The organism is Embleya sp. NPDC059213, assembly GCF_042754445.1.
GTDB lineage: Bacteria > Actinomycetota > Actinomycetes > Streptomycetales > Streptomycetaceae > Embleya.
This window is the reverse complement of sequence record NZ_JBHZAV010000022.1, coordinates 34460-59849: the sequence shown is the minus strand read 5'-3', so window position 1 is coordinate 59849 and position 25390 is coordinate 34460. Positions and strand designations below refer to the sequence as shown.

Below are 25390 nucleotides of genomic sequence, written 5' to 3'. Positions count from 1 at the left end.
ATCCGCAGCATGACCGATATGCGGGTGGGGGAGTGGCTGGTCGACGTGTCGGCGCCGCTGGGCAGCGGGCACTTCGCGCGGGTGTTGCCGGCGCGCCGGGCACGGGCCAATCCGGCCGGGATCGTCGAGCGGCGCGCGGTGAAGATCTACCACGCGCGGGGCAGCGCGGCGCAGCGGCAGTCCGCGCTCGCCGAGATCCGGGTCCAGGAGGAACTCCTGGGCTGCCCGCACGCGGTGGCGTACGTGGACGCGTTCGTGGCCGAGGAGGGCGAGTTCGCGGGTTGCCTGGTGCAGGTGATGGAACTGGGCGATCGTTCGCTCGCCGACCACCTGGACGTCGAGGGCCCGTTGCGCTCCGGGGACGCGGCGGCGGCGCTGTCCGGGATCGCGACGGCGCTGGAACACGTACACGCACGCGGCTGGGTGCACGCGGACCTCAAGCCGGGGAACATCGTGCGCTGCCGGGGGTTGTGGAAGATCGCCGACTTCAACGTGACGTCGGCGCTGATCGGCACGTCCGCGTTCGACCTCGGCGGCACGCTGTCCTACATGTCGCCGCAACGACTCGCGGCGCCCACCGGCACGCGGCGCCGGGTGCGGCCCGAGGACGACATGTGGGCGCTCGGGGTGATCCTGGGCCAGTGTCTGCTGGGCGAACTTCCCTCCACCGTGCAGGAGTTGCGCGAGGAGGAGGCGGTGCGGCTGGCCGCGGGCATCTCGGCCGCGCTGCTGCGGCGGGCCGATGTGGATCCGCAACTCCTGCGTCTGATCGACGAGTTGACCTCCCCGGACGCCGCCGCGCGGCCCGGCGCGGGGGTCGTCGCGCGTCGGTTGCGCGACGCTTCGGCGACCGTGCCGATCGGTGGGCCGCGCCGGCCGGCGGACCCGGTGTTCACGATCGCCTCGCTGGCCGAGTCGCACAACGAGGTGTTCGCCGCCGACGATCGTGGTCTGTGGCACCGCTGGTACGTCGAGCAGCGGTGGAGCGAATGGGTGCCGTTCGACCACCCGGCGCCCGCCCCGGTGTCGGCGCTTGCCGCCGCGTCGCCGTCCTTGCATCGGGAGATGTTGTGGTTGCTCGACGACGAAGGCCGGTTGTGGCGGAGCGAGTTGGCCGTGGATCCGGAATCGCTGGTGCCGAAGTCGCCGTGGTCGCCGTGGGTGCGTGAACCGGGGCCCGGCGCGACGAGTGCGTTGATCGGGGTGCGTGCGGCCGGTGCTCCGTGGGCTCGGCAGCGGTTGTTCGCCGTCGACGCCGACGGGGGTGTGTGGTGCCGGATCGACGCGGGTCCGGACTGGCGGCGCCTGCACGATCCGGGCAGCGGGCGCGAGGTGCCGGCCGGGGTCGTCGCGATCGTGCCGTGCGTGTCCTCGGCCGCGTACGGCCTGATCGACGCGGACGGCCGGGTGTGGTTGAGCCCGGGGCCGCAGACCGAACACCTGCGCCGGCCCCGGTACGGCCCGGCACGGGCCCGGGCGATGGTGCTGCTTCCGGACGAGGCGATGGTGATCCTCGAAGCGGAAGGGGGTGTCTCGGTCGATGCCGGCAACCTGTACACGGGCCCCATCCCGTTGCCCCCGTCGGATCGTGCGTACCTGCACATCGCCGGCTCCGCCCGTCGACCTCGCCACCTCGAACTCGTCCTGGGCGACGACCGGGGCGGCCTGTGGCACACGTGGGCGTGGCGCGGGGACGACGGTTGTTGGCAGTGGCATCCGCAATGGGGGCGGCTGCGGCGGTCCGTCCAGCGCTGAGCGGTCGTGGGCCCTCAGGGCGCCGTCGGCAGGGTGTTCAGCCAGCGGTCGGCGGCGCGGTGCGTGGTGAAGGTGTGTACCGGCGTGGCCGGGTCGGTGTGTTCGGCCATCAGCCGGCGCACCCGGGGCCGCACCGTGTGGCGGTAGGCGAGCACCGAGCGGAACACGCTCGGGTTCAGCCGGTCGTGGCTGCCGGGTTCGGGGTGTCGGCGGTGGGCGATCAGATCGGCGATCGCGGCCGGCGGACCGATGTCCAGGAAGACCACGGTGTCGGCGGCGGCCAACCGCAGGGCGAGCGTCGGGGCATGGTTGCCGACCAGGATCCAGCCGGGTTGCGCGATCAGCGCTCGCTGCGCGTCGGCGAACTCCTCGGCGGTCGTGGTCGATCGGTCCTCGCGGTCGTACGGAGTGGGCAAGTGGGTGACCGGGAGCCCGAGTCGGGCGCCGAGCGCATCGGCCCACCCGGCGCGGCCGGCTCCGCCGATCCCGACGACAACGATCTTGCGCATGGTCTCGCAGCCTACAAAGGCGGTCGCTGCCGCAGGGGGAAATCCGGGGAACCGACCCTATCGGGTGGGCCGATCCCACCCGAACGCGTCGGGTCGGGCCACCGCCGGCCGGGCCGGGTACGACCGGCCCAGCCGGCGCGAGGTGTCGTGGCCGGTGTGGGGTGGCGGCCACGACACGGGTGGGCCGACCCGATCAACCGGCGGCGGCCGGGACCCGCGATTCGGGTCGCGGATCGGCGACGGGGAAGAGCACACGTTCCGCCAACAGGCCGAAGACCAGGCCGAACGTGGTCCAGATGAGCGTGTGGATGCCGAGCGAGGCCACCCGGAAGCGCCATACCACCGTGGCCGAGAACTCGGCCGGGATCTCGTTCACCGTCGGCATCGCCCACATGGCGACGCCGACCGCGACGACGAACGTCGCGACGGCGAGCGGGACGGCGTTCCAGACCCCGAGCCGCGGGGTCAGCCGCCGGGCGAGCAGTACCGCCGCCGCCGCGAACAGCACGGACAGCGCCAACAGGCCGAAGTACAGCGCGGTGCGTCGCCCGATGGTGTCCGGGTCGCCGACCGCCGGCGGGTTCGCCGGATACTTCAGGAACGGCACCACGATCACCGTCACGAACCCGAGCAACGCCAGCAGCCCGGCGGTCGCACGAGGGCGGAACGGTCCGATCCTGCCGTACGCGAACGCGAAGACGAGCGCGAACAGTCCACCGATCGCGATCCCGTACACCCCCACGCCGGTCAGCATGCCGATCGTGCTCTGCACGCCACGACTGACGATCTCCTCCTCGGGATGGTCCCCGTGCGCGCCCGCCTCGTGCTCCTCGAAGGCGATCGCGTTGCGGACCTCCGGCTCACCGAACACCCACGCGAACACCCACGCCGACAGCCCGGCGAGCACGCCGGTGAGCATGCCGCGGATCAACAGATTTCGCACCATGCGTGATGTCGACTTCCTGTCTGGCGACCCGCCGCGAGGACGGATCGCGCGATACCTGTTCCGTGCCGGTCACGCGGTGGGACCGCGCGGCCGTCAGTGGCAGGGGAAGCCGAGCAGGTGTCGCCCGTCGTGCACGAACTCGTGCACACCCGAGCCCGAGAAGAGCGCGACCGCGCCCTGCTCGGAGGCGACGAAGTAGATGAGGAACAGCAGAAACGCCCCGGCGAACACGGCCCAGGGCATGATCGCCTTGACCGGAATCGTGATCGGTGTGACGACGGGACGAGCGGCGGTCTGAGCCACGAAATCCTCCTGCGGGGCAACGCGCCCGGATGCGGGGTGCGTCGCGGGAGGGTCTGACTCACGGCCGCCGGGTCCCGCTCGCGCGGGGTCGGTGGCTCGATCACAGTGGCGCGCCCGTACCGGAGTCTCACCGGCTTCCTCGTCGCGACGCGAGGTCGATCGGAATCTAGGGGTCGCCCGCCGACGGGGTCAACGGGCGCGGGCCGTCGGGCGGGATCCTTGTGCAAGTCTTGAACCGGGTGCATCGGGCGGATCGGGCGGGATGGATCGTGATGAATCGGGTGGATCGGGCGAGCCGGGTGGGTTGTTGTGCCCGGCCGGTCCGGTGCCGCGACCGGAAGGGCGGATGGTGAGTACGCGCGTCACGCTGCTGTGTCATGCCGCCACCGCCGCCACCGGGCGGGCCGCTTTCCCCCTGGACGAGCCGCCCACCGCGCACGGTCGGGCGGCGGCCCGGCGGTCGGCGCCGCCGGCCGGTGGGAAGCCGCCTCGGGCGGTGCGCGGGCCGGAGTCGCGCTGCGCGGACACCGCGATCGCGATCGGCCTGGCGCACGCGCTGGTCGAACCGGCGCTGCGCGACTGCGATCACGGAACCTGGGCGGGCCGCACGCTGGACGAGGTGCTGGCCGCGGATCCGGCGGGGGTGGCCGCGTGGCTCGCCGAGCCGACCGCGACCCCGCACGGCGGCGAGTCGCTGGCCGCGGTGCTGGACCGGTCCGCGCGGTGGCTCGACGAGCAGGCGCGGGTCGGCCACGGGCGGGTGGTCGCGATCACCCATCCGATCGTCGCGCGCGCCGTCGCGGTGCACGCGCTCCGCGCCCCCGCGAGCGTCTTCTGGCACCTGGACGCGGGCCCGCTGACCCGGGTCGACCTGACCCACAACGGTCCCCGCTGGGCCCTGCGCGGATTCGGCGGTCCGGCCACGTGACGCGCCGTCGGCGCGCGTGCGGAGCGCTCAGTTCGCCGCCGGGCCGGTGAGCCGGGTCGGGGTGAGGCGGATGACGATCCGGACCGACTCGGCCGGCAGCGCGAGATACTCCTCGCCCGCGCCGGGGCCCTCGTACTTCTCGGCCAACGCGACGGCGAGCCGCCGGTCGACGTCCTCGGTGATCGTGGTGGTGCCGCGCACCTCCAGGTAGACGTCGGAATCGGCCGGATCGTAGATGGTCAGGCTCGCGCGCGGCTCACGGCGCAGGTTGCGCTCCTTGAGCCGGCCGGCCTGCGAGGAGATCACCACGTCGTCGCCGTCGAGTCCGATCCACACCACCGAGGTCTGCGGGCTGCCGTCCCGGTTGACGGTGGCCAGCACCGCGGGGTGCGCGGCGTCGAGCAGTCGGCGGGCGGTCCCGCCCAGAGAGATCGTCATGATCGCGATCCTAGGTCGTGCTCCTCGGGCGGGGGAGTGTCCGCGCTCCTTCGTCGAGCGCCGTTCGCGCGCCTGCGTGCGCCGGTGTCGCGCCGGGGTGAACCGGCACGCCGCACGCACTACCGCGCACACCACTACGGGATGACTTCGTGGAACCGGAGGGTGGATCAGGGCCGTTGCAACCGATATCCATAACCTCCCGGACCGAGAGGGGCGCCGTTGTCGCCGAACGACGAAGCCGAGGATCGCCGAATTCCCGAGTGCCCGAACACGACCGAACCCGCCCCGGAACAGTGGCCGGCCCGCAGCTTCCTCGGCCGCCTCTCGGCGCCGGTCTGCCGCGAACTGCTTCGGCTGGGCACCCGTTGCCGATACCTGCCGCAGGAAACGATCCTTCGCGAGGGCGACGAATCACACCACACGGTGTTGCTGCGCAGCGGAATCACCAAGGTCACCGCCGCGCTGGAGAACGGGCACGAGTCGCTCTTGGCGATCCGCGTCGGCGGCGACGTGGTCGGCGAACTGGCGGCGATGGACGACGCGCCGAGGTCGGCGACCGTGACGGCCTGCGGCCCGATCGCCGCGAGTGTCGTACGCCGCTCGGAACTTCGGCAGTTCCTGAGCGATCACCCCGAGGCGGCCATCCTGATCGCCGGGGTCGTCGCACAGAAGTTGCGCTGGGCGAACCGCCGACGCATCGAGTTCGGCGGCTATCCGGTCAAGGTGCGGCTGGCCCGCGTACTGGCCGAACTGGCCGGTGAGCACGGCATCCCGGAGCCGCGCGGCGTGGTCATCGGCGTCACGCTGACCCAGCCGGAGCTGGCCGCGCTGGTCGGCTCGGCCGAGGTCACCATCCACAAGGCGCTGCGCGAGCTGCGCGAGGACCGCCTGCTGACCACCGGCTACCGGCGTACCACCGTGCTCGACCCGGCCCGGTTGCGGGCACTGGCCCAACTGCCCCCGAACGGCCGCTGACCGCAACGCCCGGCCGCCGCCGACGCCGGCAAAGGCGTATTAGTACGACTCGCTGGGTGATTTTCGGTGCCCGGTCGCACAGTTGACCCACCGCGCGCCCCTTCGCCGCGCATTTCCCCCTCGGAACGGACGAGTTGCCGATGACTTCGAACCTTGCCATCTCGCGCCTGCTGTGCCTGGCCACCGACGTGGAGCAGTACAGCCGACTGGACACCCCGCAACAGGAGTGCGCACAAGCCGACTTGCTCGCCATCCTCGACCGCGCGGCGGCTCGCGCCGGGATCGACCGCTCCCGGTGGGTGCGTCAGGCGCAGGGCGACCAGGAGTTCGCGGTGTTGCCCCCCGACACGCACGAAAGCGTGATCGTCGGCGACTTCGTCCGACACCTCGCGGGCTGCCTCGCGGAACGCAACGCCAACGTGCCGACCCGGGATCGACTGCGGCTGCGGATGGCGGTGCACGTCGGCGTGGCCCGTCCGGCCGCGCTGGGCCACGCCGGGCAGACCCCGATCGCGGTGGCCCGACTGCTGGACGCGCCCGTACTCAAGCGGGTGCTCGCCCGGACGCTCACCACCGACCTGGTGGTGATCGTGTCCGACTCGCTCTATCAGGACGTGGTCCGCCTGCGCGAACGGGGCCTGGACCCCGCGCAGTACACCCGCATTCCGGTCCGGGCCAAGGAATACGACGGCCACGGCTGGGTGCACGTCCCGGAGCACCGACCCGCCGAACTGCGCGGATTCGAGCCCGAGGAAGACCCGGCCGAGCAGCCGCGGGCCGCGGACACCGCCGACCGGCGCGGCACCCGGCCCGAACCCGAGCGGCCCGGCTCGCACAGCTCCGGCGCGGGCACGCACGTACATCGGATCAAGGACGTCGGCGGTGTCACCTTCGGCGCCGGCAGCCACGCGGCGCACAACATCACCATCAACGGACGCGACTGACGGACACGACAGGTCATGGACAGCGAAAGCGACACCCCGAGCACCGGCGGCGACCCACCCGCGAGTCCCGGCACACCCGATCCCACCACCCCACCCCCTGCGGACGGCGCCGAACGCGACGCCCGCACCGGCGCCGCGCCCGACGGCGATGCGGGCGCGGCGCCGCCCACCGACGTCCCGGACGACGACATCGACGCCGAGGCGGCGGAGGCGGCGAACAGCCGCGATCTGCGCCGGGCCCGCCTCGACTACCGGGGCGCGCACGTGCAGGGCAACACCCGGATCCGTGCGGGCGGGGTCGCCTACGGCGCCGGGTCCTACGCGGCGGAAACCATCATCAAGAACTTCTACTCCGACGCCGGCCGGCCGATCGACCCGGTCGACGGACCCATACCCGGCGACACCCTGGACCGCTTGCGCGAGACCTACGAGCGACCGGCCTCGCACACGTTGCTCGTCGCCACCTTGAAGAGCAAGGGCGTGGCGATCCTGTGCGGGGCCGTCGGCACCGGCCGGGGCACCACGGCCCGGCTGGCCGCCGAGGAGGCCCGCCAGGACCTCGAACGCGGCGGCGTGGTGGTCCTGGACCCCGACCTGGATCCACGGGACCTGGCGGCCACCGGCCGACTGGAGCACGGCTGCGCCCACGTGCTGGAGGGCGACGGCGCCCGGTGGGCCCAGCGGCTGCGCCCGCAACTCCTGCACCGGCTCGGCGGCCAGACCCTGGACCGGCCCCTGGTGATCGTGCTCGACAAGCGCGTACCCCTGGACCGGGACGGCCTCGCGGGCTACCTCGTCGAGCATCGCCCGCCCGAGCGCGAAGCGGTGCTGGAACGCCACCTGTGCCACCGCCTCACCGAACGCCCGGACGCCCCCGCCAAGTTGCTGGCCGCCGAGGCGGTGGTGGACGAACTGGGCGGACTGCAAAGGTTCACCGAGATCGTGGCACTGGCCGAGCAATTGGCGATCGACGAACTCGACGACGTGCCACCGGACGAGCTGGCCGAGGGACTGCGGGCCAGGTTGCGCACGCGTGCGCAGTTCCTGTTGGGCCCGCCGGTGAAATCCGCCGCGGGCGGGGAGTCGGCCGGCGGCGGCCCGGACGAGAGCATCTCGCTGTGGTCCAAGGCGTTCCTGCTGGCCTGCGTCGTGCTCGACGGCCTGTCGCCGACCCGGGTGAGCCAGGAGTCGCAACGACTGGCCGCCCTGTTGCACGGCGTGCGCTCGCCCTCCTCGCCGCCCGAGATGCCGCTGTTCCACGAGAGCCTGAACGACTGGACCGCGCACGAGGAGGTGTGGTTCACCGACCCCACCGGTGGTCGGGTCCGCAAGATGCCGAACGACCCGGGCTGTCGGGTGGTGGTGCGCCAACGCGGCCTGGTGCCGGTGGTGCTCGAAGTCCTGTGGCACGACCACGGCGGTGCGCGTGCTCCCCTCCTGGAGTGGCTGGCGGAACTCGTGGTGCGGGACGAGGAGCGCATCCGGGTGCCGGCGGCGCAGGCCGTCGGGCTGCTCGCCACCTTCGACTTCGACTTCGTCGAGTCGGAACTGCTCCGGCACTGGGCCGCCGCCGATCGCCGGGTCGACCCACTCGCCGTTCGGCGGATCAAGGCCGCCGCGTGGGCGCTCGAACGTGCCGCGACCGACGATCGCCTCGCCGGTCGCATTCGCCGACTGCTCAAGGGCTGGTCCGCCACCCACCGGTATCAGGACTGTGCCCTGGAGGCGTACGGCACCACGATCGGCGCGCTCTTCCCGGTCGACGCACTGGACGGCCTGGAGCGGATCGCCAGGTCTCGACAGCGCAGCGTGCGCGGTGCGGTGGGCGAACTCTACGTCGCGGGATCGACCACCCAGGTGCTGCAACGCCTGGCCCTGTGGTCGGCATCGCCCTACCCGCTGTTGCACATCGACGCCGCGATGTGCCTGCAACTGATCAGCCGGCTGCCGGCCGACCGCAACGTGCCGGCGCTGACCCAACTGCTGCACGAACCCAACGCGCGAGCAGACCTGTTGGTGCTGACGCGGCAGATCATGCACAGCGCGCACGACGGCGTCCGGCGGCGCGGTTGGGACATCGTCCGTCAGTGGGTGGATCGGGCCGGCGACGACGAGCGCCTGGTGGCGGCGGTCGCCGAGTTCGTCGGCGACCTGTGCGCCGACCCGGACCGGGGACTGCGCACCCGGCTGCTGTTCCACCTGCGCCTGTGGGATCACCAGCGGGTCGGCAACGGCGCGGCCGCGGACATCGACATTCTCGTTCAGGAAAGGTGGTAGGCATGAGCTTCACGCCCGGCACGACGCGCACCTTCGGCGGGTCCCCCCGCCGTCGCGGACTGCGGACCTGGCTGCGTTCGGTCTTTCGCTCACCCGTCCACGTCGGGGCGGACCTTCCCGAGCTGCTGACCGTGCACCGCACGACCACGATCTCCCTGGAAACCCCGGCCAGGGGCGGCGGGTTCATGTTCCACCTCGACATTCGCTGCGACTGGTGCGCGGAGGGACGCCACGACGAGGCGGCCCTGCAGCGAAGCATCGACACGTACCAGGAAGGGCTTTCGGACCGGCTCGCCGACCGCATCCGCAAACCCGCCCAGGAGCACGAGCCCTATCGGGTCGAGGACGCCGAACGCGCCGTCAACGCGGTGCTCGCGGACGGCGAGTGCTTCGAGAACGGACTGGTGCGCTGCGCGACCCTCGCCCGGGTGCAACCGGCGCCCGAGGTACGCGACCGGGAACAGGAGGCGGCGCTGCGCCGGCAACAGATCGAGCACGAGTACGACCTGTCCCGGCTGCGGGTTCGCCGACTGCGCGAAGTCTCGGCGCACTGGCGGGACTTCCTGGCCGAGGGACTGGTCACCGGCATCGAGGGCGGCGCCGACGGCACCCGCACCCGGGCGCTGACGCCGCAGGAGGTGGAGACGTTGTCCTGGACCACGCCGTGGGCGGTACTGCTCGCCGAGCGCCCGCAGGAGGCGGCCGTCCAGGTGGCCCGGATGTTCGACGAGCGCACCGGGCAGGTGCGGTTGTTCATCGACTACCTCAGTGCCCAGACCAAGGCCTACCAGCAGATGGACATCTTCGACTTCGTGGTCACCAACGAGGAGCAACTCGGGCGCGCCATGAAGGTGTTCGGGATGCCCATGCCGGGTGGCCCGACGTCCCGATCCGGACCGCCCGAGCCGCTGCCCCGGTTCGACGAGCGCTGAGCGAGCAAGCCGGACGGCGGGCCGACCCCCGCCACCCGACCGACCGCCACCCGACCCCCGCCGCCCGGTCAGCCGAGCAACGGGCCGACCAGGAACCACGATCCGCCCGCGACGGCCATCACGCCCGTGCAGACGATCGCCCGGGCGACATGGCGGTGTTTGATCACCGCCACCTCGGCCACCACCCGGGCGAACTGCCAGATCTCCCGCTGTTCGCAACGATCGCCACCGGTGGGCGGGGTACCGTCCCCGGCGGCCAGCAGGGGCAGGCTGAACCGGTTGGGCGCGGGCGGCGGGTTCAATCGGGGACGCAACGCCTGGGCCACGCAGTAGATCCCGGCCACGAAACCCGACACCTGGGCCGCGAGCAGGACGACCGCCAGCCACCCGATCGCCCCACCTCGTTCCCAGGCATCGCGGACCGCGTCGGCCCGGGGAATCGCGGTCGCCAGGATTCCCGCCTGGACCGCGCCCAGGATGCCGACCTTCGTGTCGGCGAACTGGGTGGCGGACTGGAGGGTCGCGAGCACGGCCAGGTCGGAACGGGTGTCCGGCGGCCCGACCCGGGGCCCCGCGGCACCGGCCGGTCCCGGCGTCGGCGCATCGGCGGTCGGGTCGGTCGTCGGTGTACCAGTCGTCGGGTCGGTCGTGGTCGAGGAACCCGGGTTCGGGCCGGCTGACATCGCAACTCCCGTGGGTCGGTGGGTCGGTGGGTCCGACACCTCCAGTAACCGCCGGTCGGGCGGGTTCGGAACAGCTACGAATGTGGATTCCCCCTCGAATCATCAGGAATTTCCCGGCACCGGGAATCTCCCACCACCGCGAACCTCGGATCGCGGGGACTTCGGACCGCCGGGATTCCGATCGCCGGGACTTCGAACTGCCAGGACTTCGGATCGCCAGGATCGCCAGGATCGCCAGGAATGAGGACACGGTGACTGCCCAGACGGCGGCGTCTCCCCGACGCCGGATCGCGGTCACGATCGCGATGATCGTGACGCTGCTCGGCACCGCTACCGGGTGCGGGGCCTTCGAGACACCCCAGGCGCGCCCCTGCGCGTGGTTGGGCAAGACCGACAACGACCGGGACGTCGGTACGGCGCACACCGCCGTGCTGGTGGACCGCACGGCATCCACTCGGGCCGGCAGGGACACGCCGGCGGGCCGCGAGGTTCCGGACTGGCCCGCCACCGTGCTGGCCGCCGACTACCTGGCACCCGAAGCACTGGAAGGCGGCGATCTGTCCGTCTCCGGCTTCGACGGCACCCGAACCTCGATCGGCTGGGAGGTCGATCGGGCGGTCGTCACCCCCGTCCGCGGCGTCGCCCGGCGGCGCGCGGACGAGCGGCAGCGCCGAACCAACTGCCTGCGACAGCGCATCGGCGAGGTCGCCGGCGGCACCGCGCGCACCCCGAACACCGACCTGCTGGGCGCGCTCGCCGCCACCCGCGAACAACTCGGGCCGCAGGGTCGCCGACGTGTGCTGGTCGCCACCGACGGGCTGGTCAACACCGGCTGCGCGGACCTGCGTTCGGTCGGCTTCGACCGTGCCGAGATCGCCACGATCATCGAATCCTGTGCCCGGGCAGGGGAGTTGCCGGACCTGGCCGGGATCGACGTGGCCATCCGCGGCATCGGCCACCTCGGTACCGGCAACCCGCCCTCGTCACCGCAGACCGCGTGGCTCGTCGACCTGTGGCAGGGCATGTGCGCCGCCGCGAAGGCGGCCTCGTGTCGGGTCGAAGGCGCCGCGCGGATCGTCCCGGCCGGCGGGCCCGCCGATCCGCTCGCCGAACCGGCGATCGACTTCCCCACCGGCCGGACCACGACCGCCGGACCGGTGACCACCATCGTGCTGCCGGACTCGCTCCTGTTCGCCACCGACCGCGCCGAACTCTCGCCGGAGGCGTTGGCGCAACTCGACGACGCCGCGCACCGGCTGATCGGGCTGGGCCGGGTGCGTGTGGTGGTGACCGGCAACACCGATTCGCGCGGCAGCAAGGCCCGCGGCGAGGAGCTGTCCCAGGCCCGAGCGGACGCGGTGCGCACCGAACTCCTCAAGCGCGGCGTCACCGACGTGACCGCCCGGGGCGACGCCGACCGGCATCCGATGTGCAGTCCCGAATATCGCGGCACGGTGCCGGACTACCGGGCCATGGCCTGCAACCGTCGCGTCGAGATCGTCGCGACCGTGCAGCCCTGACCGGGGCGACGACCGGGGTCGGGGTGGCCGCCCCGACCCCTCCCGCCGCCGCGAGGACGCGGCTCGGTCGGACGCCTCGGTCCTACCGCGTCCGCGTCCTGCTCCCTCGTACCGCTTCCCACCGCTTCGTCGTACCCGAGACAACGAGAGGTCCAGCGTGTCCATCACCCACCGATCGCCGACCTGCCAACACGGCTGCGGTTGTGAGATCAGAAACCTCGTGCAGCACGCGGAACAGGCGCCCCCGCACGACGCCGAGCTGCTGGACAACGGCGAGATGCAGGTGCTGTTGCGTGCCGTTCGGGAAGTCGCCGAGATCGTCGGCCACAACCGGGAGCGACTCGCCCGGGGCCGGACCAAGGTGATCGAGGCCCACGCGGCCGGCGAGCAGGCCGTCCGGGCGTTGGCCCGGTTCGAGTCGGCGAACACCCTCGCGGCGGCCCGGAGCGCGCAGGCCGCCGTCGAGGCGCGCCATCGCGCGGACGGCGCGCACGACCGGCGTCGCCGGGACGCCTGGATCCAGATCCTGCGCTGGCCGATGGTGCTCGCCCTGGGCGCCTTCGACGCGTGGTTCTTCAGGCAGGTCTTCCAGGACCTGACCGTCGACGGCGAATCGCCCTCGCGTGCGGAGCAGGTCGTCTCGTTCCTGCCCGGAGTGGCCCTCGCGGTGGCGATGTTGCTGGCCGGGCACGTGATGGCGTCGCCGCTGCATCGGTGGCGCGACGCGCTGCGGGAACGCTTCAAGGACCGGCCGGGGATGGCGATCCTGGCCGGTTTCCCGCTGCCGCTGCTCTATCTCGCGAGCGTCATGATCACGGTGGCCATGTGGGCCGTGTTGCGGGTCGGGGACGCGGCCCAGGAAGCCGACGCGACCATCGCGCAGCGCTACCCGGCCGGTTCGGTGGCGGTGCTGATGCTCGTGCTCGCGCTCACCGCGATGGCGATGAAGGTCGTCGCGCACAACCCCTACGCGGACAGCGCCACCGAGGCCCGGCGGCGGTTGTGGCGCGCCACCCGCAGCTATCGGCGATTGGCCTGCCGGGTCGAGGACAAGCTGTGCGCGCACGACAAGGAGTGCAGCGACCTTCAGGCGATGTGCGACGAACTCGCCGCACAGGTGCGGCTGGAGAGCATGCGGGTCTGGGAGGGCGCGATCCTGCGGGCGCGGATGCTGCACGGCCGGGCGGGACACCTGCCGCCCGCGCTGGAACCCGGCGGGGTGACCGCCCAGGCGGCGGCGGCCTCCGCGTTGTTGTTCCGGGGGGTGGCCGAACCCGGGCCCGAGTTGGGGCCGTTGGTGGAGGCGCGGCGGGTGCTCGCCGAGTATTCGCCGACCGGACTCAAGGAGCGACAGGAGCGACTGGTGGCCAGGCTCGACGAGCGACCGGAAGCGAGTGGCTGAGGCGGGTACGGGTGGGCCGGCCCCGGGCTACGGGTGGATCACGGTCTTGCCGAGGGGGCGGCCGGCGACCTGCTCGCGCAGGACGGCGGGTAGTTGGGGGAGGGTGATCTCCTCGGTGATCAGACGTTCGACGGGCAGCCGGGGAAGGGAGGACAGGGCGGCGGTGAAGTCGGCCGGGGTGGTGCCGTAGCTGCCGGCCACCGTGACCCGGTGGCCGGACCAGGTGGTGTGGACCGCGTGTTCGTGCCGGCGCACGTGGTCCAGGTCGACGGGCAGGCCGCGGAGTTCGTCGCCGGGGGCGGTACCGCCGTAGAGCAGGGCCAGGCCGGCCGGCACGAGGACCCGCAGGGCGTCGGCCAGGATGTCCGGGCGGACGAAGCTGGTGGCGATAACCGCCGCGTCGAAGGCCGCGGCGGGCAGCGTCGCGATGGCGCGCACCTCGAAGCCGCGGTCCCGAAGGAACTTCGCGCGGTCGGCACTGCGGTTGGCCAAGGTGACTTCGGCGCCCGCCAGTTCGGCGGAGCCGGCGATCAGCAACCCGGCCGCGCCCGCGCCGAGCACGACCAGCCGGCGGCCGGCCACGGGCATGCCCAGGTGGCCGGCCAATGCCGCGACGCAATGTTCGGCGCAGGCGAGCGGCTCGGCGAACACGGCCTGCCGGGCCGGGAGTCGGTCCGGGACCGGATGCAGCGCGGTGAGCAGGTGCTCGGCCGGTCCGGCCGCGTACATCTCGGTGGCGAAGCCGGTGGTGCGGGCGAGCCGGACGTTGGGGTCCAAGGTCACCCGCAAGCCGGTGGGCAGTCGGCCCGCAAGCGTGGACTCGTGTATCACGCCGACGAGTTCGTGGCCGAACTGGCTGGGGCCGTGCCGCTCGCGGGCCACCTCCTTGAGGTCGGAGCGGCACAGTCCGGCCAGTTCGATCCGGATCGACACCCGGTGCTCGCCGGCCGGCGGGTCGGGCCGGTCGAGCCGCAGGCGGGGGCCGTACGGGCCCAACTCGACCCTCATTCCGCCGAGTCCGAGGCGGTGGTGGAGGACGTCGTCGGGGCGGAGTGGGCCGGTCGCGTGGCCGAGCACGACGCCGGTCGGCCCGCCCGTGCTCCCGGGACCACCCGCGTCGCGGGCGTGGTGGATGCGGTGCGCTTGCGCAACATCTCCAGCGCCTCGCCGAATCGATCCGCGATCAGGTGTGCGTCGGTCGGCGTCAGGATCAGCGGCGGCCGCAACTCGATCACATTGCCCAGGCCGTGTTCCGACACACGGGTGAGCACGCCTCGCTCGTGCAGGAGGTGTTGGAACGCCTGGGCCAGCTCCGGTGCCTTCGAGCTGTCCGGGCGGACCAACTCCACGCCGATCATCAGGCCCGGCCCACGGACGTCGCCGAGCACGGGATGCTCGCGCTGGAGCACCCGCAGGCGGTCGCTCAAGATCGCGCCGACCCGGCGCACGTTGGCCAGGAACCCCGGGCGGCGGACGATCTCCAACGTCTTGACCCCCGCCGCCGCGGCCAGTGTGTGGCCGCCGTAGGTGAAACCGTGCAACGACCGGTCCCAGTCGGCCATGCGCTCCTCGGTCAGGATGGCCGCGAGCGGCAGGCCGCTGCCGGTCAGGCCCTTGGCGACGGTCATCATGTGCGGGGTGACGCCGAAGTGGTCCGCCGCGAACATCTCGCCGGTGCGGCCGAACGCGGTCTGGATCTCGTCGAAGATCAACACGATCCCGTGCTCGTCGCACAGCGCCCGCAGCGCCTGGAAGTATCCGGGCGGCGGCACGATGTTGCCGCCCATCCCGCTGATCGGCTCGATCAACACACACGCGACGCTGCCGGAACTCGCGTACGTGATGAAGTCCTCGATCCGTTCCACGCACAACATGCCGCAGGTGTCCGGGGTCTGCCGATAGAAGCAGCGGAAGCAGTACGCGTCGGGCACGTGCAGGGCGCCGGCGGCGTGCACCGGGAACGGCGCGCGCATGCGGCTGCTGCCGTTGAACGCGGTGGCCGCGATGGTCTGTCCGACATGGCCCCGAAACGGCACGATCACATCCCGCCGTCCGGTGTGATGCCGGGCGATCTTGATCGCGCCCTCGTTCGCGGTCGACCCGCCGCTGCTGCGCAGGTTCACCCGGGTCAGGCCGGCGGGCGCGAGGGCGACCAGATCGCACATCAGCCGGTCGGTCGGCTCGGTGCGGAACGACGAGGAGGCGAACACTAGTTCCTCGGTCTGCTCGCGCACCGCCGCCATCACCTCGGGGTGATTGTGCCCGAGCACCAGGTTGAACGTCCCGGATACGCAGTCCAGATACTCCCGGCCGGTGGAGTCCCACGAGCGAATGCCCTCGCCGCGAACCAACACCGCGTTGCCCAACTGGTATTGCGCGACCTGGACGGCCTCGGCCGACGGCCCCTCCATCGGCTGAGGCATCGGTCGGGGTGTCGATCGGGGTGTCGGCTCAGGCATCGTGGTGGTCCGCGTCCAGCCAGGCCAACTGGGTGCGCACCCAGGCCTCCAGGGTCCATGGCTCGGCGACCCGGCGTCGCCGCTCGGCCGCCGCCTTGCGCTCGGCGGGGGTCGCGGTCAAGGCGGCGATCAACGCCTCGGCCTGCTCGACCAGGTCGAACGGGTTGACCGTGCGGCAGACCGGGGCCAGGATCTCGGCCGCGCCGCACATCTCGGACAGGATCACCTCGGCGTCCCGCTCGTTGACCAGCGGCGCCTCGAAGGTGCTCAGATTCTGGCCGTCCACCGTCGAGTTGAAGATCAGCACGTCGGCCCGGCGGAAGCAGCCGATGGTGTGCTCGACTTCGTTGTCGCAGTGCAACCGCACGGTGTCCGGGCCCAGTTCGGCGTTCGCCTCGGCGATCGTGTACTCCACCCGGCGCAGGTACTCGGCGTTCGCCTCGACGTAGAGCCGATTGGGATTCATCCGGATCAGCAACCTGGACGAGCGCACCGCCGGCTCCAGGCGATGCGCCGACACGAAGGCCCGGACCGCGCGTTCGGCGTTCTTCATCGGGTCGGTCCGGCCGCTGTGCACGACCAGTGGTGCGTCGCCCGCCCACTCCGCGATCCCCTCCGGGAGACGTGGCCGATCCGCCTCCAGGGCGAGGGGGCTGTAACCGAGCGGCATCGTGCGTACGCCGGTGCGCCGGCCGCGCCAGTGCACCAGGCCCGCGTTGCGGTCCACCTGTGCGTCGGGGATCAGATCCGCCACGCAGTCCAGGAAGTTTCGGCACCAGCGCTCCGCGAAGAAGCCGATGGTGGTCGCGGGCAACATGCCCTCCAGGATGCCGACCCGCATCGCCTTGGGCAGGATCCGCCAATAGTCCGGCGACGGCCACGGGATGTGCACGAACAGCAGGATCGGCGCGTTCGTCCGCACCGCGCGCAATCGGGCCGGGACACCGACGAGTTGATAGTCGTGCACCAGGTAGGTGGGGTCCGCGACGTCTGCCGAGTCGGCCAGCAACGCACCGGCGAAGTCCTCGGTGAACTCGGCGAACCGCTCCAGGCCGGCATACGTCTCGGTACCGAAGGTCGGCGTCTTCCACCGATCCCAGCCGTAGTTGTTCGCGGCCCACATGAGCTGGGCGGTGAGGAAGTTCTGCACCACCTCGAAGGTGTCCCGATCGTGCCGCAGCAGACGGACCCGGATGTCCCGGCCCGAACGCAGCCGCAGATCCAGGCCCTCGGGATTCTCCCGGGCCGCCCGATGATCGTCGTCGGTGTCCGCGCTGGCGATCCAGGTGACGTCGAGTACGCCCGCCTGCTCGGCGACCACGTTGCCGGTACCACCGGGGGCGAGCCATGGTCGCAGCGTGCCGCTCTCCGGATCCGGGGCGAAACTGACTGCGGCGCGCTTGCTGGCCAGGAACAGATGACGGTCCATCAGGGCTGGTCCCTTCCGAAGACGGCTGAAGCGTCGAAGGCGGCTGGGGTGTCGAAGGCGGCCGGGGCGTCGAGGGCGGTCGGGCTCCCGTGCGGCGCGGGTGGTTGCGGTCCCGTCGGCCCGGCGATCAGCGCGGCGTCCGCGGCGAAGACGTCCACCGGGGCCAGACCGCGCAGTTCGGGCAGATGCGCGGCGCGCTCGCTGTGCAGACACGCGTTGCGCGGGCGGCACGCGTACGCGGTGTCCCCCTGCGGTACGGCGGTCACCAGCGCGGGGTCCACGCCGTAGGTGGTCGCGATGTGCCGGGCCCACCGGAGCCGGGAGAGCCGACGCGGGCCACCCAGGTGCACCACGCCGGTGTGCGGCGAGTCGAGCAGCGCGGTGGTCCAGGCGGCGACGTCGTCGATCAACACCGGCGTATTCCAGTGCGCGTCCGGCACCGCGACCGGTTCGCCCACGGCCAGGCGTTCGGCACACGTGGTGAAGAAGTTCGGTCGCAATCCGGCCCGGTCCCATCCGTACACCAGGCTGACCCGTAACACGAGCGCGTCGCCGCCGGCGAGGTAGGCGGTCTCGGCGGCCAGCTTCGCGCGGCCGTAGGCGTTGGCCGGTGTGGTCGGGTCGGATTCGCCGCAACTGTCCGCGCGTCCGGCGAACACGTTGTCCGTGGAGATCAGTACGGTGCGCGCGGTCCGGCCGGCGAGCGCGGCGACCACGTGTCGGGCGCCCGCCGCGTGCACGGCCGCCGCGCCGGCCGGATCGGCCTCGCACCAGGTGATGTCCGAGGGTCCGTGTGCGGCCACCACCGCGTCCGGGCGGACCGCGTCGACGACGGTACGCACCTGGCGCGGATCGGCGACGTCCACCGGGAGCCAACGCAGACCCCTGGTCTCCGGGGTACGCGGGCGGCGCCGCGAGCCGAGCACGACACCGTGGCCGAGGCGGGCCAATCGGGTGCCGACGTGGCCGGCTATGTATCCCGAGCCGAACACCAGGACCCGGATCATCGGGAAACCCCCTTCGGGTGCGGCCGGTTCGGCCGGCCGGGTCGGTGCGACCCGCTCGACCCGGGTGGTTCGTCCGATGCGCTCGCCGAACCTCGTTCGCCCGCGCCGGCGTGGTCGGCCGCGCGATCGGCCCGGCCCGGCGGGTCCGTCGACGGATCCGTACCCCCCTTCGGCGCCGGATCACCCGTCTCCTCGGCCGGCAACAGGCGCAGCGACCGACTGCCCGCCGCCACCACCACCGCTCCGCACAGCGCGACGAGGCCCAGGACGGTGCCCAGGCCGAGTTGCCCGGCCAAGGTGCCGACCAGCGGGGGAGCGCCCAGGAAGCCCGCGTAGGACACCGTGGTGACCAGCGAGATCGCCTGCGCGCGCCGCTCGGGGGCGACCGCGCGCCCGGTCGCCGCGAGCAGCGTCGGGACGACCGGGGCAAGTCCCACGCCGGCGAGGGCGAACCCGGCGAGCGTGCTCGCGGTGGACCAGGCCGCCGCCGCGAGGGCCAGCCCCAGGCCGCCCAGCACACCGCCCACCAGCACCAGCGCCTGGTCGCCGACCCGTTCGCCGCGCCACTGGGCGAGCAGGCGACCGGCGGACAGACCCGCCATGTAGGCGGCCGGGCCGCACGCGGCCAGGAAGGAACCCGCGCCGAGGCCGTCCGCCAGGTGGATCGCGCCCCACTGCTCGACGGTGTTCTCCATCAGCAACACGGTGCCGCCGACCGCGCCGACCACGAGCAGGCCGACCAGGAGTCGGCCGTGCGCGCGGTCGGTGTGCGCGGCCGGCTCGGGGTCCTCCTGCTCCTGCCATCGCCGCCGGTCGATCGCCGGGATCGCGCTGAGTGCGACCAGCACCGCGATCGTCACCAGGATCGCCCGCGCGGACGCACCCAGATGCAGGGCCAGGCCGACCGCCGGGGCGGCGAGCACCATCGCCAGCGGGGTGGCCGCCTGGACCTTGTTGAACAGCCGCTCGCCGGTGAGCGCCTCGCGGGCGGCCGTGGTGGCGTTCAGCGCCACCTCGATCGCGCCGCTGGCCGCGCCGATCAGCAACAGTGCGGCGGCGAACGTCCACCGGGACCCGGCCGCCGCGACGGCCAGGATGCCGCCCGCGAAGGCGGCGGTCACCAGCGGCAGGGTGCGCGGCCCGAGTCGCCGGGCGAGCGGCCCGGTGAGCAACATCGCGGGCACCGCCGCGACCGGGACCGCGAACAGCGCCAGACCCAATTGCCGGTCGTCCAGGGAGAGTTCGTCCTTGATGGTGGGAATCAGTGCGGCCCAACCGCCCCAGAACAGCCCCCAACTCGTCGCGGGAGCGACCAGCCCGAGTGCACCGCCGCCGTGCCGCATCGACGCTCCGTCCATGAGGGGTGACCGAGAGTGTCGTCCACCGTACTGCCTCGCCGGCACCCTCGGCCGGCAACGTGCACCGGTAGCGTGGCCCGGAACATTGCTTTTCGACGGACTGCGGAGGCTTTCGACTGTGGGACACCGGGCCGGCGGATACTGGGCGATCGACGCCGGCGGCACGCGCACCACGGCGCTGGTGCTCGACACGATCCGGCACACCCGAGGGTCGGTGAACCCCGCCTCGGCCGGCGCCGCCGCCGAGGAGACGCTGGTGCGGCTGTTGGCCGAGATCGCCGCGGACCTGAGCGGTACGGCGGTCGGCTGGTTCGCGAGCTCGGCGATCACCATGGACACCGCGCCGGCGGCGATCGACCGACTGGCGGTGCTCGCGCGCGAGCAGGGCCTGCCGGGTCGGCTCGTGGTCTCCGGCGACGTGCCGCCGCTGCTGCTCGCACCGCCGCTGTCCGGGCGCGGCGTCGTGGTGGTGGCCGGCACCGGCTCGGCCTGCGTGGCGAGTGCCGGGCCGGACGCGGGACCCCCCGTCGTGATCGGCGGCTGCGAGTATCTGGGCAGCGACCAGGGCAGCGCGTACGCGCTCGGTGAGGCGGGCCTGCGGGCGGCCGTGCGCGGGGCGGACGGGCGCGGGCGGCCGACCACGTTGTTCGCCGCGGCCGAGCCGCGCGAACTCGCCCGTCGGCTGGCCGCCGAGCCGTTTCCCAAGGCCGCGGTGGCCGCACTCGCACCCGAGGTGTGCGCGGCCTGGCAGGCGGGCGACGCGGTGGCGGGCGAGGTGGTGCGCGCCGGTGTGGACGAGCTGATCACGGGTGTGCGCGCGGCCCGGGACGCGGCCGGGCTGACCGGGACGTGGCGGGCCGTGCTCAACGGCGGTGTGTTCCGCGGCTGTCCGCCGTACGCCGCCGAGCTGAGCCGGCGGATCGTGACCGAACTCGGCGCGGCCGAACCGCCGACCGTGATCGTCGATCCGGTCGCCGCGATATATGCCGCGTTGCTTGCGAACGATGGTTCGCCGCCCAAGAGTTGGGCACATATCCGCAACCTCTGAGGTGCCGGGGCGCAGTCGAGCGAAGGGGATCGCCGATGACCGGGAAACCGGACGAACGGGCCGCCCGCGACCTCCCGCGACAGCGACAACAACAGCGCGGGCAACCCGGGTACCCCGAAACGGAGTTCGCCGCCGGCGACGCGAAGGGGCACGCGGCCGGCGCGCCGATCCGGCTCGGGTTGTGCCTGGCCGCCCTGGCGCCCGTCGGGCTGGGCGAGGCGTTGCGGGTGGCCCGGGACGCGCAGGTGGGCGTGGTGGATCTGCCCGCGGACGGCCACTTCGCGCTGGTGGAGCCCGGGCGGCTCACCGATCCGGGGCTGCATCGCGAGATCCGCGCACAGTGCGCGGCGGCCGGGGTCGAGGTGGGCTGTGTGAGCAACAGCCGGGACACCCAGTTGGTGCTGGGACCGCACGGGCCGCACACCGACCCGGTGTTCGCCGGGACGGCCGACGCCAAGCGGGCGCACGGGTCGCGTGCCGCGCTCGACACGGTACGGCTGGCCGCCGGCCTGGGTGCGCCGCTGGCCCGGCTGATGCTGGGGGTGCCGGACCTGACGCGCTGGTTGTCCTGGTCCGGCAGCGCGGTGAGTTGGCAGGACAACGTGGACGCGTGGGCACTCGCCGCCCGGCCGATCCTGGAACTCGCGGACGCGCTGGGGGTGCGCGTCGTGTTCGAACCGCACCCGAAGCAGGTCGCCTACGACCCGGCGAGTACCAGGGCACTGCTCTCGGCGGTGAGCGGCGTGCGGCTGTGCCTGGATCCGGCCAACCTCGCCGCGACCGGCCACGACCCGGTGGCGGCCGTGCGCGGCTGGGGCGGGCGACTGGCGGCCGTACACGCGAAGGACCTGCAGCGCTGGTCCGGTGCCGAATCGCCGCGCGGCGCGGGCTGGTCGCGCTATGGACCCGGCCCGGCGATCCGCTTCCGCGCGCTCGGCGCCGGTGACCTGCCGTGGCCGGCCATCGTGGCCGCGCTGCTCGACGACGACTACCGGGGAGTGATCTACGTGGAACACGAGGACGCCTTACTGCCCACGGAGCAGGGCATCGCCACGTCCCTCGCGCTGCTGCGCACCCTGGTACCCGCAGGGCAGGCGCCGGGGCGGACCTGGTGACGCTCGACGGAGTACGCGGCGCCCTGCTCGCGGGCGGCCTGGGCGAGCGGATGGGCCCGCTCACCGCCGACGTGTGCAAACCCCTGGTGCCGTACGCCGCCTCGTGTCGACTGGTGGACTTCAGCGTGGCCAACGCGATCCGCTCCGGCCTGCCCGAACTGGTCCTGCTCTCCCAGCACCGGGAATCCGACCTGGTCCGACACCTGGTCACGCACTGGGACCGATACCCGGGCACCCGGCTGCACTTCGGCCCGCACGACGCCCTGGCCCGCAGCGGCCCCGGCGCGATCCTGCCCGCCCGCCCGGCCGAACGCGGCACCGCGGACGCGCTGCTCGCCAACGCGCGCCACCTGTTCGCTCCGGGGGCGACCGACCTGCTGGTGCAACACGCGGACCACGTCTACGTGTTCGACTACGCCCCGCTGGTGGCCGCGCATCGGGCCGCGAACGCGGACTGCACGATCGGCGTCCAGCGGATCGAGCGTCGCTACGTGCACCTGTTCGGGATGGTCGAGACCGATCCAGACCTGCGGGTCCGGGCCCTGGTGGAAAAGCCCGCACGGCCGACCTCGGACCTGGTCTTCACCGCGTTCTGCGTGTTCCGGATCGACGCGCTGCGCGAGGTGTTGGCCGACCTGGCCGCGCTGGGCGAGGACGGCTGGCAACACGACATCAGCCGCGACGTGTTGCCCGCGATGATCGCTCGGGGCCGCCGCGTGACGGCGTATCCGGTGCGCGACTACTGGGCCGACATCGGCACGGTCGAGCGCTACCGCACCGAGCAACTGCGGCTGCCGGCCCTCCCGCACCCGATCGCGGCCGAGGAACTCCCGCGCACGCTGGCGGACCTGCCGGACGGCTACCCGCGGTACGAGGCCGGGAGTCTGCTGGGCACCGAGATCCCGCCGGGGGCGCGGGTCGAGGGCAGTGTCGTGCACCCCGGGTGCCGGATCGAACCGGGTGCGACCGTACTGCGCTCGGTGCTGTTGCCGGGGGCCGCGGTCCGTGCGGGAAGCACCGTCCGGGATGCCGTCGTCACGCCGGCCGGCGTGCTCGCGTCGGCCGCGCCCACCGACCCGTCGCCCGAACCGCCGCCCGGGGGCGAGCTCGCTCCCGACCCGGTCAGGAGAGCGCACGGTCCAACTCCTTCGCCGTGATGAACGACGTGTGCGTGCCCGCGGTCCGCACCGCGTGCGCGCCCGCGTGGGTGCCCGCGGCGGCGCAGGCCGCCCAGTCGCGGCCGGCCAGGTAGGCGTACAGGAAGCCCGAAACATAGCTGTCCCCGGCGCCGTTGGTGTCCACCACCTCGTCGGCCCGCATGGCCAGCGCCGGCACGTGCCGCATCGGTTGGTCGGGCAGCACCAGGTAGCTGCCCCGACCGCCCGCCATCGCGACCACGACCTCGGCCCGGCCTCGGGCGAGCACGTCCCGAGCGGCCTCCTCGACCCGGTCGCCGAGCCGGTTCGTGGAGGTGAAGACCAGGCCGGCGCCGTAGGCGAAGTCCGCCCGGGCGGGATCGTGCCCGTCCCAGCCGTGCAGGTCGGTCGAGGTGGACACGCCGGCTTCGATCGCCTCGGCCAGCGCGGGCCTGGACCAGCCGCCGATCGACACGTGCGCGTGCCGGGTGCGGGCGATCGCGGGCCGGTACAGCTCCGGATCGACGACCAGGTCCGCAGGCAACCGGCTGTCGTGCAGCGAGAGCCGTTCGCCGTCCGGGCCGACCAGGTTGACGCTGAGCGGCGTGCCGGCGGGGTGCGAGACGTGCGCGAACGACAGGCCCTGTTCGGCGTAGTGGGCGAGTACGAAGTCCGCCTCCGGGTCGGCGCCGAGCACGGCCGCGAAGTGGGTGCGCAGGCCCAGCGCCCGACAGCCCAGGGCCACTCCGTTGCCCGTGTGCGCGACGTATCGGCGGATCGGCGGCACCTTGAAGTCTCGTATCGGCAAGGGAAGTTCGGGAACCCGAACGATGATGTCCAGGCCGACCCCGCCGATCACGAACACGTCCAGCTCAGTCATCGGTGCCTCCGTGGGTGCGGGCGAACGAGACCTCGGCGGCGGGGGAGACCACCAGCGCGGCGTGGATCTCCTCGTCGCTCACGTCGTCGGTGATCACCGTCTCGCCGAGCGCGGTGGGCAACACGAACCGCAACCGGCCGTCCCGGATCTTGCGGATCTGGCCGAGTGCCTCGACGGTGGTCGCCGGGTCGAGGCGGGCGGGCAGCGCGGCCAGCGTGGTGGGCAGGTGCACCCGGTCCAGCAGCCCGGTCACCCGCGCCCGCAGGGCCGGGTCGAGCAGCCCGCGTCGTTCGGCGATCCGGGCCGCACAGGCCATCCCGAACGCGACCGCCTCGCCGTGCAGGATCGGGCCGTAGCCGGTCGCGGTCTCCACCGCGTGACCGACGGTGTGCCCGAAATTCAGCGGCCGGCGCAGGTCGCGCTCGTAGGGATCGCGGGCGATCAACCGGCACTTGAGCACACTGGAGGCGTGTACCAGGGCGGCGGTGGGGGCCGGCTCGGCGGCCAGGATGGCCGGATGCCGGCGCTCGATCAGCTCGAACAACTCCGGCGAGGCGATGATCCCGGTCTTGATCGCCTCGGCGAGCCCGGCGCGTAACCCCCGGCGGTCCTGGGTGCTCAGATACCCGACGTTGGAAACCACGGCCCTGGGTTGGTAGAACGCGCCGATCAGGTTCTTCGCGGACGGATGGTCGATGGCCACCTTGCCGCCGAGCGCGGCGTCCACGTGGGCCAGCAGCGTGGTGGGCACGTTGATGTACGGGATGCCGCGCATGTACGCGCTGGCCACCCAGCCGACCGTGTCCATCACCACGCCGCCGCCGACCGCGAGCAGGATGTCGCGGCGGGCGAGCGAGGTGCCGGCCAGCCAGTCCAGCAGGGTGCTCGCGGTGTGCAGGCTCTTGCTTGCCTCGCCGGCCGGGAACGACGTGTGCACCACGTCCAGTCCGGTCGCGGTCAGTCGTTCGGTGAGCCGGCGCGCGTGCAGCGCGTAGACGGTGTCGTCGGTGATCAGCGCGACCCGTCGACCGTCGATCTCGGCGCACAATCGGGCGAGCGCGGTGGCCTCGTCCAGGCATACGTGTACGGGGTACGTGTCGAGCCGCCGGGCGGAGGCCATGATCGGATCGACCGGACCGCGTGGCAGCGCCAACTGTTCGGACACTCGGACGTATTCGGTCATATATTCACACCCCGGCGGCTCAACGATGACGTCGTAGACAATCCGGATATTCGCTGCCGAAATAATTACGGCGGGCGCTACGAAAAGTCAACAACGACTCACCGAGAGTGCGCCCGCGCGGTTATAGCAGACCACTCGGCGCTATTCCCGGCATTCGCCGATG

Annotated in this window: 23 protein-coding genes; 11 read left to right on the top strand and 12 right to left on the bottom strand. The window is 72.6% G+C overall.

Annotated features, from left to right (window positions below):
• Nucleotides 1–9 precede the first annotated feature (9 nt).
• On the top strand, nucleotides 10–1755 hold the full coding sequence (locus ACFXMF_RS11795; RefSeq protein ID WP_379992630.1) for a serine/threonine protein kinase: 1746 nt from the start codon (nucleotides 10–12) through the stop codon (nucleotides 1753–1755).
• A gap of 14 nt (nucleotides 1756–1769) precedes the next feature.
• Here the strand turns inward: ACFXMF_RS11795 and ACFXMF_RS11790 are convergent, their stop codons facing one another.
• From ACFXMF_RS11790 to ACFXMF_RS11780, 3 genes are all read right to left on the bottom strand, one after another.
• Nucleotides 1770–2264, bottom strand: coding sequence for a hypothetical protein (locus ACFXMF_RS11790; protein WP_360315604.1), 495 nt, complete (start codon nucleotides 2262–2264; stop codon nucleotides 1770–1772).
• A gap of 193 nt (nucleotides 2265–2457) precedes the next feature.
• On the bottom strand, nucleotides 2458–3210 hold the full coding sequence (locus tag ACFXMF_RS11785; protein WP_379989350.1) for a CbtA family protein: 753 nt from the start codon (nucleotides 3208–3210) through the stop codon (nucleotides 2458–2460).
• 93 nt (nucleotides 3211–3303) lie between these two features.
• A complete protein-coding gene (locus ACFXMF_RS11780; RefSeq protein WP_360315600.1) occupies nucleotides 3304–3513 on the bottom strand; it encodes a CbtB-domain containing protein in 210 nt (69 codons plus the stop codon).
• Between the two features lie 346 nt (nucleotides 3514–3859).
• Between ACFXMF_RS11780 and ACFXMF_RS11775 the strand changes: the two genes are divergently transcribed.
• Nucleotides 3860–4441 (top strand): histidine phosphatase family protein, encoded by a 582-nt coding sequence (locus ACFXMF_RS11775; protein ID WP_379989352.1) that lies wholly within the window; start codon nucleotides 3860–3862, stop codon nucleotides 4439–4441.
• A 27-nt stretch (nucleotides 4442–4468) separates the two neighbouring features.
• Here ACFXMF_RS11775 and ACFXMF_RS11770 read toward each other — a convergent pair whose 3' ends face one another.
• Nucleotides 4469–4879 carry a PPOX class F420-dependent oxidoreductase gene (locus ACFXMF_RS11770; protein ID WP_360315596.1) on the bottom strand — a complete coding sequence of 137 codons (411 nt, stop codon included), beginning with the start codon at nucleotides 4877–4879 and terminating at the stop codon, nucleotides 4469–4471.
• Nucleotides 4880–5098: 219 nt separating this feature from the next.
• On the opposite strand from ACFXMF_RS11770, the gene ACFXMF_RS11765 reads away from it, so the two are divergent.
• The 4 genes from ACFXMF_RS11765 (at nucleotide 5099) to ACFXMF_RS11750 (ending at nucleotide 10007) form a co-directional block, all read left to right on the top strand.
• Nucleotides 5099–5854: a Crp/Fnr family transcriptional regulator gene (locus ACFXMF_RS11765; protein ID WP_360315594.1), complete on the top strand. Its 756-nt coding sequence runs from the start codon at nucleotides 5099–5101 to the stop codon at nucleotides 5852–5854.
• A 140-nt stretch (nucleotides 5855–5994) separates the two neighbouring features.
• Complete coding sequence (locus tag ACFXMF_RS11760) at nucleotides 5995–6798, top strand: hypothetical protein (RefSeq protein ID WP_360315592.1); 804 nt, start codon at nucleotides 5995–5997, stop codon at nucleotides 6796–6798.
• A gap of 15 nt (nucleotides 6799–6813) precedes the next feature.
• A complete protein-coding gene (locus tag ACFXMF_RS11755; protein ID WP_360315590.1) occupies nucleotides 6814–9075 on the top strand; it encodes a hypothetical protein in 2262 nt (753 codons plus the stop codon).
• 2 nt (nucleotides 9076–9077) lie between these two features.
• The gene (locus ACFXMF_RS11750; RefSeq protein ID WP_379989353.1) at nucleotides 9078–10007 is read left to right on the top strand and encodes a hypothetical protein; all 930 of its coding nucleotides are present in this window, start codon (nucleotides 9078–9080) and stop codon (nucleotides 10005–10007) included.
• Between the two features lie 68 nt (nucleotides 10008–10075).
• On the opposite strand, the gene ACFXMF_RS11745 is transcribed toward ACFXMF_RS11750, so the two are convergent.
• Nucleotides 10076–10690 (bottom strand): hypothetical protein, encoded by a 615-nt coding sequence (locus tag ACFXMF_RS11745; RefSeq protein WP_360315586.1) that lies wholly within the window; start codon nucleotides 10688–10690, stop codon nucleotides 10076–10078.
• Between the two features lie 251 nt (nucleotides 10691–10941).
• On the opposite strand from ACFXMF_RS11745, the gene ACFXMF_RS11740 reads away from it, so the two are divergent.
• Nucleotides 10942–12210 carry an OmpA family protein gene (locus tag ACFXMF_RS11740; RefSeq protein WP_379989355.1) on the top strand — a complete coding sequence of 423 codons (1269 nt, stop codon included), beginning with the start codon at nucleotides 10942–10944 and terminating at the stop codon, nucleotides 12208–12210.
• 157 nt (nucleotides 12211–12367) lie between these two features.
• Nucleotides 12368–13612, top strand: coding sequence for a hypothetical protein (locus ACFXMF_RS11735; RefSeq protein ID WP_360315582.1), 1245 nt, complete (start codon nucleotides 12368–12370; stop codon nucleotides 13610–13612).
• A 27-nt stretch (nucleotides 13613–13639) separates the two neighbouring features.
• Here the strand turns inward: ACFXMF_RS11735 and ACFXMF_RS11730 are convergent, their stop codons facing one another.
• Genes ACFXMF_RS11730 through ACFXMF_RS11710 form a run of 5 tightly spaced genes read right to left on the bottom strand, consistent with a single transcriptional unit; the run spans nucleotide 13640 to nucleotide 19850 of the window.
• A complete protein-coding gene (locus ACFXMF_RS11730; RefSeq protein ID WP_379989356.1) occupies nucleotides 13640–14620 on the bottom strand; it encodes an alcohol dehydrogenase catalytic domain-containing protein in 981 nt (326 codons plus the stop codon).
• A complete protein-coding gene (locus tag ACFXMF_RS11725; protein ID WP_379989357.1) occupies nucleotides 14617–16035 on the bottom strand; it encodes an aspartate aminotransferase family protein in 1419 nt (472 codons plus the stop codon). The genes ACFXMF_RS11730 and ACFXMF_RS11725 overlap by 4 nt, the downstream gene beginning before the upstream one ends.
• Before the next feature lie 28 nt (nucleotides 16036–16063).
• On the bottom strand, nucleotides 16064–17500 hold the full coding sequence (locus tag ACFXMF_RS11720) for a trehalose-6-phosphate synthase (RefSeq protein ID WP_360315576.1): 1437 nt from the start codon (nucleotides 17498–17500) through the stop codon (nucleotides 16064–16066).
• A complete protein-coding gene (locus ACFXMF_RS11715) occupies nucleotides 17500–18507 on the bottom strand; it encodes an SDR family oxidoreductase (RefSeq protein ID WP_379989358.1) in 1008 nt (335 codons plus the stop codon). The genes ACFXMF_RS11720 and ACFXMF_RS11715 overlap by 1 nt, the downstream gene beginning before the upstream one ends.
• Complete coding sequence (locus ACFXMF_RS11710; protein WP_379989359.1) at nucleotides 18504–19850, bottom strand: MFS transporter; 1347 nt, start codon at nucleotides 19848–19850, stop codon at nucleotides 18504–18506. The genes ACFXMF_RS11715 and ACFXMF_RS11710 overlap by 4 nt, the downstream gene beginning before the upstream one ends.
• Nucleotides 19851–19983: 133 nt before the next feature.
• Here ACFXMF_RS11710 and ACFXMF_RS11705 point away from each other — a divergent pair, with 133 nt between their 5' ends.
• From ACFXMF_RS11705 to ACFXMF_RS11695, 3 genes are read left to right on the top strand one after another with little or no spacing between them, the layout of a single operon-like run.
• Nucleotides 19984–20913: a BadF/BadG/BcrA/BcrD ATPase family protein gene (locus ACFXMF_RS11705; protein ID WP_360315570.1), complete on the top strand. Its 930-nt coding sequence runs from the start codon at nucleotides 19984–19986 to the stop codon at nucleotides 20911–20913.
• Between the two features lie 35 nt (nucleotides 20914–20948).
• A complete protein-coding gene (locus ACFXMF_RS11700) occupies nucleotides 20949–22028 on the top strand; it encodes a sugar phosphate isomerase/epimerase family protein (RefSeq protein ID WP_379989360.1) in 1080 nt (359 codons plus the stop codon).
• Nucleotides 22025–23185: a sugar phosphate nucleotidyltransferase gene (locus ACFXMF_RS11695; RefSeq protein WP_360315566.1), complete on the top strand. Its 1161-nt coding sequence runs from the start codon at nucleotides 22025–22027 to the stop codon at nucleotides 23183–23185. The genes ACFXMF_RS11700 and ACFXMF_RS11695 overlap by 4 nt, the downstream gene beginning before the upstream one ends.
• On the opposite strand, the gene ACFXMF_RS11690 is transcribed toward ACFXMF_RS11695, so the two are convergent.
• Together ACFXMF_RS11690 and aroB are read right to left on the bottom strand one after the other, a co-directional pair.
• Nucleotides 23151–24044, bottom strand: a complete 894-nt coding sequence (locus ACFXMF_RS11690; protein WP_360315564.1) for a carbohydrate kinase family protein — start codon at nucleotides 24042–24044, stop codon at nucleotides 23151–23153. The genes ACFXMF_RS11695 and ACFXMF_RS11690 overlap by 35 nt on opposite strands.
• Nucleotides 24037–25227 carry a 3-dehydroquinate synthase gene (gene aroB, locus ACFXMF_RS11685; protein WP_379989361.1) on the bottom strand — a complete coding sequence of 397 codons (1191 nt, stop codon included), beginning with the start codon at nucleotides 25225–25227 and terminating at the stop codon, nucleotides 24037–24039. The genes ACFXMF_RS11690 and aroB overlap by 8 nt, the downstream gene beginning before the upstream one ends.
• Between the last annotated feature and the right edge of the window lie 163 nt (nucleotides 25228–25390).